The following is a 6,924-nucleotide window of genomic DNA, read 5'->3' as shown; positions in this document are numbered from 1 at the left end:
GCGGCCATTATACCATATCTATATTCGTACCGGGTTAATAATAAACGTTCGATCGGGTGTGCCCGGTTAAACTGTTAGGTGCACAATCACAAGTGAGCGGCTTTTTAGTATCTAAATACTGATATGGTTAATACTGGTTTTGCTAGGCTTAAGTCTACCGGTCTGCATGAGGAAATTGCAGTTATTACTTAAAACCAAGCATTATTACTCCACTCCATTGGTGTCATTTTGTTTTGTGACAAGTTTAGCCACCTGTTGACAATACAAACGTAAATGATTCAATCCACCACAGAGCCATACCATTTCAATTTTTTCAGCTTTTTCAAGTAACTCCTTTTCGTAACCATGTTTCTCAATAGCCTGAAAAAATTGTTCGGCAATATAAAATGCTCGAGCTAGTCGACCCTGTTGCTCATGATCAAAAAAAGTCGAAGTCCAGTGATGCCAATGATGAACGGTAATAAAAAGGCCATTAGCCACCTGCAGGTGCGCCAGTGGATTCAAAAGCGAGTAATGTTTGTAATTTTGATACTGTTTCCATATAGGATCACTATCGCTGTCTAATATGGCGGACTGTCGTTTGGTTAGTACGTAACGTTGAAAATAATCTGTCTGCCAATCAACAAACCAAGAGCAATCTTGTTCCCAGTCCTGTTTAAGCGCAGCTTTATCTTGCATCTGGTAGCGACTTAATACGACTTGTCGAAGGTAGTTAACCGTTTCTACTGGCGCTGATTGCACTAATTTTGACGATAACGTCTGTTCAAGTAATTCTGCAATTGCAGGAGTAAATATCTGGTTTTCTGGCTGTAAGTCGGCTAAAAACTTTTGAGCTTCGGCATATAATTCGGGGGCGTCAGCTAGCTGGTAAAGCTCACTTAATTTCTCCAAAGACGCAGGTTCTACTACAAACAATGGTTGAAAGTGTTCCGCTAGTGCATGCGCTTGTTGATAAATACTCGCATCTTTACTTATTTCATATAAACGTGTCGCTAATTTAAAGTAAGCCCTCCAATAAGGATAAAAACGAGGATCAGCGGCGTATTTTTGCCAATGGTCTTGCTGCATAAGCCAGACACTAAGCATATCTAAATCATCTTTATCCGGATCCGCTTTTAAATGAGGGAATGAAGCTCGGCTTTGTTTTTCAGGGGGAGGCAGTTTTTTATATAGCAGATCTAACAAATCCCAATGTGACAGCGCATAATCCACTTCGTGCGCAGGTAATCGAGCTCCCCAGCGAGAAAAGTAATAATCTTTATCTACTGCATAGTCTTCATCTAATACTTTTAATGAGCGTGCGTCGATCTCCTTATGCGGTTGCAACTCAAAATGACAAGGCGCTTCCGAAGCGGAATAAATTTCATCCGCCACTTTAAAGTAGTTATGGGCATCTTTGCCGATACGTTTAGAACGTCTTAAAGGCACTTCAAAAAACTCGGTGCCAATAATGGTGGTCTTATCGTCTCCCAGAAAGCACTCTTTAGTTTTCAGAGACTTTTCATCCAACCAAGGGAGTGCCACAAATTTAAATGGATTAGGCCCTAAAATGGCGTAATAGTAATGGCCATTAAAGAAATAGGAAATCTCTTGGCGAGCAGGCGACAAGGTTGCAATTCTGATCGGTGCAACTGGTGTTGCAGTTTGATGATTAACTGTCATCTGATTTGTCTTTACCATTTTCAGGACGAGGGTTTGAAGCTGCTTGCATCATTAACGGTTCAAACAGCCACCGCCAAAATTGATGTTGTGTATGATCACCCATACCTGCATGTTCCAGTTGTTCTTTTAGCTCCTGAGCCTGCTGATTCGACAATTGAGTAATAGCCGCATCATAAGCCTCTGATGAAAAACCTTTTTCACGCATAAATGTTTGATACACGGTCAGTGCTTTGATGAATTCACCCAGTGAGGCATTTATCCGCATGAGGAAAAACTGCTGCTTATCTTGGTCATAATAAAAAGCATCCATTTCGCCGGTCTTAACCGATATGCAAATATGAACTGCAGGTGATTGCGGTATCCTGAATTCTCCAACGATATAGTGGTGAACAAAGTCTCGGAAGGCATAGCGATATTTACTGATAAACGATTTAATATAATGGGTGTCGAAATCAAAACCCCAGCCATTATTCTGGTCTAAAATGCGTAGTTGATTCTGCATCCCCCATATCTGCTCTGGCACATAAAAAGTACGCTCATCTCTTTCCTGAAGTATCGTAGTGCCATCATAAAGCCAGGCGTTCAATTGTAGTCCGTCATGATTATAGGGCAGCAGCTTAATCCCGCTAACATCGAGTCTAAAAAACTGATTTGTTTTTAGGTTTATCACAGACAATGCCAGCCCATTATATTCATCAAGAATATGACAAAACAATAATGTGTGCTGTGGGTTAGTTACAAAAGGGCCACCGATTGCTTTACCCAATAAGCGACCATTAAGTTGCAAGTCATGATAGAGTAGTTCTCCATTTGCAGCATGGATGACATCACCAGTCTCCCCCTTCAGAACAATATCCACGCCTTTATCTCGTAATTTATCAATTACTTTTTCTGAATATTGCCAAGGATTTTCAACTCGGTGCAGAGATAAGCAGCCTGCGGGAACTTGTTCATTAAGCCGTGCTTCAATGTTGTGCTGCCAAAGGCGATATATTTTTTGAGCTTGCTCCGGAAAATATTCCTGTTGATAACGCCACATTTCCTTATAGCGGACTTTATTTCTGAACAGAGACCAAAGTGCTATGGGCTGATAGAAAATACTTTGGACTATGTCTGGATAGGTGTCAGCAATGTATTCTTGATAAAGCTGCCAGGCACGCTCATCATGTACGTAGTACAACATTAACTGGCCGAGAATTTCCCGTATCTCTTTATTGCGTGTATTACTGATCCAGCACCAAGCTAAGTCAAACAGTCCTTCCTGCTCTAGTTTATTACTGTACTGCAACTTATATAGCAGCGCTCGAGCGACTTTTTTACGGGTGGCCTGAGTACCATGAGCAATACAATTAATGATCAATGCTTTCAGGTCGGCAGGGAAAATGATGTGGATACCAATATCATTTACATCTGAAAATATATTATCCAAGAATTCAGCAAGGCTGCCTTTATCAAAAGCGGCAAAACGAGCCTCTCCTTTCGCGATATCCTTTTCTGATAGTTGCATGATTGCATAAAGTTTATCTTTCAACATGTAGGCTAATCCTTGTCTGCTGTCTGGATTTTCTCATTTCAAGACATCCGACTTATGCCTGATTTTGCTTCTGGCGTACTTGTCAAAACGTAATAGAATCTGAATATTATATCAGACAGCCATCGGTATCTGTCAACGTAGTTGTCGCGTTTAAGTCATCAGCTCTTTAACAATTTGCCGCCTTGTCCGGGTTCAGAGTTACTGATTCCGGTAAGCTGACATTTCTGGTGTCTCCAGACCAGCGACGTGGGTTCTTGGCTTTCGCGGTTTCGAGTACTAACTTCCGCCAGGCTAACACTTCCTGGGCCTCTCCGTTATGGTGCTGCTCGGGCGTTACATAGTTCAGCACGCTGTACCGGTGCTCGGTGCAGGCATTGTCGCTACTCACTCTGGGCCGACTGTTCGAGAGCGTAATTCCCAGGTCGTACAACTTCTCCAGGAAGGTTGCCGCTTTGATGGGGTTGCCATTGTCGGAGTGCAGTACGAGCGGCTTTTCCTTGGACGCCAGATGCTCTCGCCAGAAAGCCTTCTCGATAAACTCGCGAGCCAGCTCTCCGGTTTCACGTTCATACACCTCGTGACCGACAATTTTGCGACTGTAAACATCCATTGCCAGATACAGGTAATACCAGATTCCGCGTGCTGGTCCCGGTAGCCACGAGATGTCCCAGGACCACAGACAGTTCGGCTCCGAGGCTTTGTGGCTGGTCGCCGGTCGTTTGCACTCAGGCGCTTTCTGACGCCCTCTGCGATGGATCTGATTGTGTTCGCGCAAGACCCGGTAGAGTGTCGATTCAGAAGCGAGGTAGCGCCCCTTATCCAGCTGATCGGCAACAATAAACACTGGCGGACAGCTCCGGTACTCGAGCTGGTCACACAGAGATGCGGCGGCTCGGCGCTCCTCGTCGTTCAACTTGTTCGTTGGCGCCGGCCTCGGCACCACGGGCCTCTGGTCTTCTCTAACAGCTTCGTCAGCCGTCCAGCGTTGATAGGTGCGCACACTCAGGTTCAGTAAGGCACAAGCCTTGGCCAGCCGGGCGCCGCTGTGATTGGCTTCTGTAATCAGGGCAACGGCGTGCTGGCGATCTGGGAGGCTGGTCATTCGTCCTCGTCGTTGTGGCCCCAGATTGCTTCGGCTTTTTTTGACAGTGTCAGCAGTGCGGCCGTTTCCGCGAGCGCCTTCTCCTTCCGTCGTAGTTCTGTCTCGAGCTTTTTGATGCGCTTTTTCTCTGCCTTGCTGGTTTTTTGACTGCGCTTGGACTGTTCATCAGATTCGGCGTTGGCTGACATGCAGGCTACTTTCCAGGCTTCAATCTGCTCGGGATACAGGCCGTGCTTGCGGCAGTACTCACTGAGTTCCGCCTCGGTCATTGGCGCGGTCTCAAGGACAATACAAAATTTTTCTTCGCTGCTCCAGTTATCTGGCCTGGATTCAACTCGTAAGTGCAACTCAATCAGTCGGAATGGAGGGCAAGCTGCGGTAGTATCTCCGCTTTTCGTTTCGGCAAGAATGAGAAGCACAAATGAAACGCTACACACAGCTTACCCAAGAACAACGATATCAAATTTACGCCTCAATGAAAGCCGAACATAGCCAGACTGAGATCGCCGCGATCATTGGTGTGCACAAATCCACGGTCAGTCGGGAGTTGCAGCGTAACCTCGGCCTGAAAGGCTATCGGCCCAAACAGACTCACCAGTTGGCGCTAAATCGCCGTCAGGACAAAGCACAACCTCGTATCACTACCAGCCACTGGCGGCGAGTTGAACAGCTCTTGTCTGAAGACTGGAGTCCCGAGCAGATCAGTCTGTGGCTGGCGCAGGAAGAGAAAGTGTCTATCAGCCACGAATGGATCTACCTGTACGTCCTTGAAGACAAACGCCAGGGTGGCCAGCTCTATCGTCATCTACGTTGCCAGAAGCCCCGCCGAAAACAGTACGGTAGCTACGATCGCCGCGGCCAGATTCCTGATCGAGTCTCTATTGAGGAGCGCCCCAGCATTGTGGAGCGCCGAACCCGCCTGGGCGACTGGGAGCTCGACACTATCATCGGCAAGCACCACAAGCAGGCAATCGTTTCGCTGACCGAACGCAAATCCCGGCTGGCGCTCATCGCCAAGGTACTCACCAAGGAGGCTGAGGGCGTTAAAGATGCGGTGATAGAGCTACTCTCCCCGCTGTCAGAGCGCGTCCACACTATCACCTCGGATAACGGCAAGGAATTCGGCTGTCACAAGGTCATTGCCAAGGCATTTGAAGCCGACTTCTATTTCGCTCATCCCTATGCTTCCTGGGAGCGCGGCTTCAACGAAAATACCAACGGCCTGATTCGACAATATTGCCCCAAGGGCAGTGACTTTACCACCATCACAGACCAAGACATTCTGAACGCTATGAATAGAATCAACAACCGATCGAGGAAATGTCTTGGCATGAAAACGCCGAATCAGGCATTTTTGGTACTAATCCACCTGTTGCACTAGCGAGTTGAATGCAGGTTCTTCTTTGCGGAGGTAGTCGTTGTTTTCTNAGGCATTTTTGGTACTAATCCACCTGTTGCACTAGCGAGTTGAATGCAGGTTCTTCTTTGCGGAGGTAGTCGTTGTTTTCTTCACTGGAGAAGCCGGTATCTGCGGTGACGATGACCTGACTTTCCAGGATGTCCTGGTGGATATCGGTATCGCGGTAACGCTTCCTTATGCCATCGAGAATCGGCTTTAACGTATGCTGTTCCTGGCCGGCACCAAAGGCCTGGGCCTCGACAATGATCTGATGTTCCTTGTCGACGGCGGCAATGCCGTTGTAGCCCTGGATTGTGCCTTTGCTTGTGGTCATTTTGGCGGATTCGTTATCGGTGATGTTGCTCTTTACTTCTTTTTGGTTCTTTCCTTGCCCCTTCCTTGGGGCTGCCGTCTTTAGGAACTGGTCAATCTTGTCGAAGTGTTTCTGGAGGGTTTCGGAAGCCTGGGCTAGTGGGCCATGCGGTTAATTAGGTAACACATTTTTAGCTCGTTGCACTGAGGCCAGTATTGTATCGGCGCTTTTTGTCCACTTAAACGGCTTGGCAAGATCACGGTTATGAACACGAATGAATCGCTGCAGCTCGGCCTTCAATTCCGCCACGCCGGTAAAGATACCTCGGTAAAGGGCCCGCCGTTCGAGCTGCGCGAACCATCCTTCGACGGCGTTCAACCAGGATGCACTGGTGGGCGTGAAATGGAAATGAATTCTCGGTTGGTTGGCTACCCATTCTGTAATTTCTTTGGTTTTGTGAGCGCTGAGATTATCCAGCACGATATGCAATTCCTTGTCTTTTGGCGTCTGCCGATCGACCTGTTTCAGAAAGGAAAGAAACTCCTTGGAACGCGATCTTTTCTCAACGCGACCAATCACTTCGCCAGTCAGAATGTTGAAGGCTGCAAAGAGAGCCGCCGTCCCATTGCGCTTGTAATCGTGGGTGCGACTTCCAATGCGCCCCGAGGCAAGCGGAAGCCCTGGTTGAGTGCGATCAAGTGCCTGAATCTGGGTTTTCTCGTCAACACACAGCACCAAGGCATTGTCCGGCGGGTCCATATACAAATCAACGATATCCACCACTTTCTCAGCAAACTGCGGATCATTGCTGATCTTAAAGGTTCTGAGTCGGTGTGGCTTCAGATCTGCAGCGTTCCAGATTTGCCTAACCTGCCATGTGGTAACACCGGCGTACTTCGCCATCAGCGAGACAC

The 6,924-nt window shown here is 47.4% G+C and carries 6 protein-coding genes and 1 pseudogene; 1 reads left to right on the top strand and 6 read right to left on the bottom strand.

Features of this window, described 5'->3' with window-relative positions:
- Positions 1-204: 204 nt before the first annotated feature.
- From OQE62_RS19050 to OQE62_RS19035, 4 genes are all read right to left on the bottom strand, one after another.
- Positions 205-1,662, bottom strand: coding sequence for a hypothetical protein (locus OQE62_RS19050; protein ID WP_265723633.1), 1,458 nt, complete (start codon positions 1,660-1,662; stop codon positions 205-207).
- Positions 1,652-3,196 carry a hypothetical protein gene (locus OQE62_RS19045; protein WP_265723632.1) on the bottom strand — a complete coding sequence of 515 codons (1,545 nt, stop codon included), beginning with the start codon at positions 3,194-3,196 and terminating at the stop codon, positions 1,652-1,654. The genes OQE62_RS19050 and OQE62_RS19045 overlap by 11 nt, the downstream gene beginning before the upstream one ends.
- A gap of 166 nt (positions 3,197-3,362) precedes the next feature.
- Positions 3,363-4,298, bottom strand: a complete 936-nt coding sequence (locus tag OQE62_RS19040) for a DDE-type integrase/transposase/recombinase (protein WP_265723631.1) — start codon at positions 4,296-4,298, stop codon at positions 3,363-3,365.
- Positions 4,295-4,717 (bottom strand): transposase, encoded by a 423-nt coding sequence (locus OQE62_RS19035; protein WP_265723630.1) that lies wholly within the window; start codon positions 4,715-4,717, stop codon positions 4,295-4,297. Before OQE62_RS19035 ends, OQE62_RS19040 begins: the two co-directional genes overlap by 4 nt.
- A 2-nt stretch (positions 4,718-4,719) precedes the next feature.
- Between OQE62_RS19035 and OQE62_RS19030 the strand changes: the two genes are divergently transcribed.
- Positions 4,720-5,679, top strand: coding sequence for an IS30 family transposase (locus tag OQE62_RS19030; protein ID WP_265723629.1), 960 nt, complete (start codon positions 4,720-4,722; stop codon positions 5,677-5,679).
- Positions 5,680-5,779: 100 nt separating this feature from the next.
- On the opposite strand, the pseudogene OQE62_RS19570 reads toward OQE62_RS19030, so the two are convergent.
- Positions 5,780-6,169: pseudogene (locus OQE62_RS19570) on the bottom strand (transposase); the annotation flags it as partial.
- A 12-nt stretch (positions 6,170-6,181) separates the two neighbouring features.
- Positions 6,182-6,924, bottom strand: a 743-nt coding sequence (locus tag OQE62_RS19020) for an IS630 family transposase (protein ID WP_265723627.1), incomplete at its 5' end; no start/stop codon positions are given.

The sequence above is a fragment of the Microbulbifer halophilus genome, assembly GCF_026183675.1.
In the GTDB taxonomy this organism is placed as follows: domain Bacteria; phylum Pseudomonadota; class Gammaproteobacteria; order Pseudomonadales; family Cellvibrionaceae; genus Microbulbifer; species Microbulbifer halophilus.
This window is presented reverse-complemented; position numbering and strand designations above follow the sequence as displayed.